This window comes from Streptomyces sp. NPDC052043 (assembly GCF_044548235.1).
GTDB lineage: Bacteria > Actinomycetota > Actinomycetes > Streptomycetales > Streptomycetaceae > Streptomyces.
This window is the reverse complement of the sequence record NZ_JBIUBT010000039.1, coordinates 1-3204: the sequence shown is the minus strand read 5'-3', so window position 1 is coordinate 3204 and position 3204 is coordinate 1. Positions and strand designations below refer to the sequence as shown.

Sequence of the window (3204 nt, the reverse complement as noted above, 5' to 3'; positions counted from 1 at the left end):
CTCGCCGCGCCGCAGCGCCTGGGCGGCCAGGTGAATGGCCACCAGCGACGACGAGCACGCCGTGTCCACCGTCACCGCCGGACCCTCCAGACCGAAGGTGTAGGCGATACGGCCGGAGGTCACGCTGCCGGTGCTGCCGGTCAGCAGGTAACCCTCGTACTCCTCGGGGGCCTTGGTGATCCGCGACCCGTAGTCGCTGTACATGGCGCCGACGAAGACGCCGGTGCGGCTGCCGCGCAGGGTGCCCGGGTCGAGCCGGGCTTGCTCCAGGGTCTCCCAGACGGTTTCCAGCAGCAGCCGCTGCTGGGGGTCGATCGGTACGGCCTCGCGCGGTGAGATCCCGAAGAACTCGGCGTCGAAGCGGTCGGCGTCGTGCAGGAAGCCGCCCTGGCGGCAGTACGTGGTGCCGGGCCGTTCGGGGTCCGGGTCGTAGAGGCGGTCCAGGTCCCAGCCGCGGTTGGTCGGGAACCCGGTGATCGCGTCCCGGCCGTCCGCGACCAGCCGCCACAGGCCCTCGGGGCTGTCGACGCCTCCGGGATAGTGGCAGGCCATGCCGATGATGGCGATCGGTTCGTCGGCGGCGACGAGCGGAGTGGTGGTGGTCTCCTCTCCGGCGCCGGACGGTGTGGCTCCCGGTACGCGTTCGAGCAGCAGTTCCGCCAGTGCGTCGGGTATGGGGTGGTCGAATACAACGGTTGCGGGAAGCCGTACGCCCGCGAGGGAGCTCAGGCGGTTGCGCAGTTCCACTCCGGTGAGCGAGTCGAAGCCGAGTTCCCGGAAGGAGAGTTGGGCGTCGACCGCCTTCGGGTCGCCGTGACCGAGTACGGCAGCCACCGTGGAAAGCACCAGCTCCCTTGCGGCTCCCCGGCGTTCGTCCGCACCGAGGGCGGCGAGCCGCTGGAGCCAGGAGCTCTCCCCGGCGGCCGTGTTGCCGGCTGTCTGCCTGACCTGACGGCGAGCGGCCGGCCGCAGCACCGGAGGCACGAGTCCTGCCTCGGACCGGGCGCGCAGCGCCGCCGTGTCCAGCCGTGCGGGCACGAGCAGCACCTGGTCGGCGGCGAGTACCGCGTCGAACAGGGCGAGGCCCAGCTCCGGGTCGAGGGGTTCCAGCCCGTTCAGTCGCCAGCGGGAAAGCTCAGCGTCCGTCAGGCCCGAGCCCATGCCGTCGGCGGTGTTCCACAGACTCCAGGCCAGGGAGACGCCGGGCAGCCCCAGGGCTCGTCGATGGTGGGCGAGCGCGTCCAGGAAGGTGTTGGCGGCGGCGTAGTTGGCCTGGCCGGCGTTGCCGATCTGGCCGACGATCGAGGAGAACAGGACGAAGGCGGTGAGCGGAGCCTTCCGGGTCAGCAGGTGGAGGTTCCAGGCGGCGTCCGCCTTGGGCCGCAGGACGGCGGCGCAGCGTTCGGGGGTCAGCGTCTCCAGGGTTCCGTCGTCGAGGACGCCGGCCGCGTGCACGACGGCGGTCAGCGGATGCTCGGCGGGGACCGCCTCCAACAGCGCAGCCAGAGCCGCCCGATCCGCCACATCACACGCGGCAACGGTCACCTCGGCACCCAACCCACGCAACTCCGCGGCCAGTTCCGCCGCCCCCGGAGCCCCCATACCCCGCCGACTGGTCAACAGCAGACGCCGTACGCCGTACTCGGCAACCAGATGCCGGGCGAACAGCGCACCCAGCCCACCCGTACCACCGGTGACCAGAACAGTGCCCTCGCTGTCGAGGACCATCGGTTCGCCGCCCGCGCGGGCGGCGGTCAGCCGGGGCGCGTAAGGTACGCCTGCGCGTATCGCGAGCTGCGGTTCACCACCCGCCACCGCGGCGGGCAGGGCCTGTGCCGACGCGTTCGTGTCGTCAACGTCCACCAAGACGAACCGGCCCGGGTGTTCTGTCTGTGCCGTGCGCAGCAGGCCCCACAGCGCGGCGCCCGCCGGATCGGGGACGGTGTCTTCGGGCAGGGCACCGATCGCGCCCCGCGTCACCACGACGAGCCGGGCGTCGGCGAGCCGTTCCTCGGCCAGCCAGTCCTGAACCAGTTCCAGCACCCGGCCCACACCGAGGGCGGCGTCTGCCGCCGGTTCCTCGCCGCCGACCGGTCCGCACACGAGCACGACCATGTCCGGCACCGGTCCTCCGTCGGCGGTCAGCGCACCGAGCCCGTCACACCTGCGCAGATCCGGCAGCAGCACGGCGCCAGCTCCGGCGGGCCGCTCGCCGCCTCGGTCGGCTTCCGCGTCCACGACCACCCAACCGCCGGTCTGCGGCTGCCCCGTGGGCGCCGGCGACCAGAGAACGCGGTGCAGCGAGTCGTCGACTCCGGCGGACCGGTGGCGGACCGGTACCGAGGGGCGCAGCACCAGCGAGTCGACGCTCAGCACCGGCGCACCGGTACTGTCGGCCGCGACGAGAGACACGGTGTCCGCTCCGGCCGGCGACCAGCGCACCCGCAGGCTGGTGGCCCCGGTCGCGTGCAGGCGTACGCCGTTCCAGGAGAACGGCAGCAGCATCCTGTCCTCAGGCTGGGTCAGTACGACGGGATGCAGCGCGGCGTCGAGCAGCGCCGGGTGGATGCCCAGCCGCCCGGCCTCACCGTCCGAACCGGCTGGCAGGCGTACCTCCGCGTACAGCTCCTCGCCCTGTCGCCACAGCGCGTGCAGGCCCTGGAACGCCGGGCCGTACGAGTAACCGCGTGATTCCAGTTCGGCGTAGGCGCCGTCCGTCGGTACGACGGTCGCGCCGGGCGGCGGCCAGGCGATGAGCCCGGTGGCCACGGCGGGTCGCGCGGTTTCCAGCAGGCCCGTGGCGTGCCGGATCCACTCTCCGGACCCGGTGGCGGAGTACACGCCGATCGTGCGCCGGCCCTCCGCGTCGGGCCGGCCCACGGCGGCCTGGAGGCGGACGGCTGACCGGTCGGGCATCAGCAGCGGACTCTCGATGGTCAGCTCGGCCACGCGGTCACAGCCCGCGTGGTCGGCTGCGGCCAGCGCGAACTCCAGGAAGACGGTCCCGGGCAGCAACACGGCACCGCCGATGGTGTGCTCGGCCAGCCAGCCATGCGTGCCGAGACCGAGCCGTCCCGTCAGCAGCAGGCCTCCGTCCTCGGCCGGTTCCACGGCGGCGCCGAGGAGGGGATGGCCCGTGGCGTCGAGCCCGAACCGGTCGGCACCGGCCGCCTGCGGGGCGGCCTCCAACCAGTAACGACGCCG

General features: G+C 72.9%; 1 protein-coding gene. It reads right to left on the bottom strand.

What is annotated here, in order from left to right:
* Positions 1–3204: type I polyketide synthase (locus tag ACIHCX_RS38070; protein WP_400038000.1), on the bottom strand; the 3204-nt coding region annotated here is incomplete at both ends.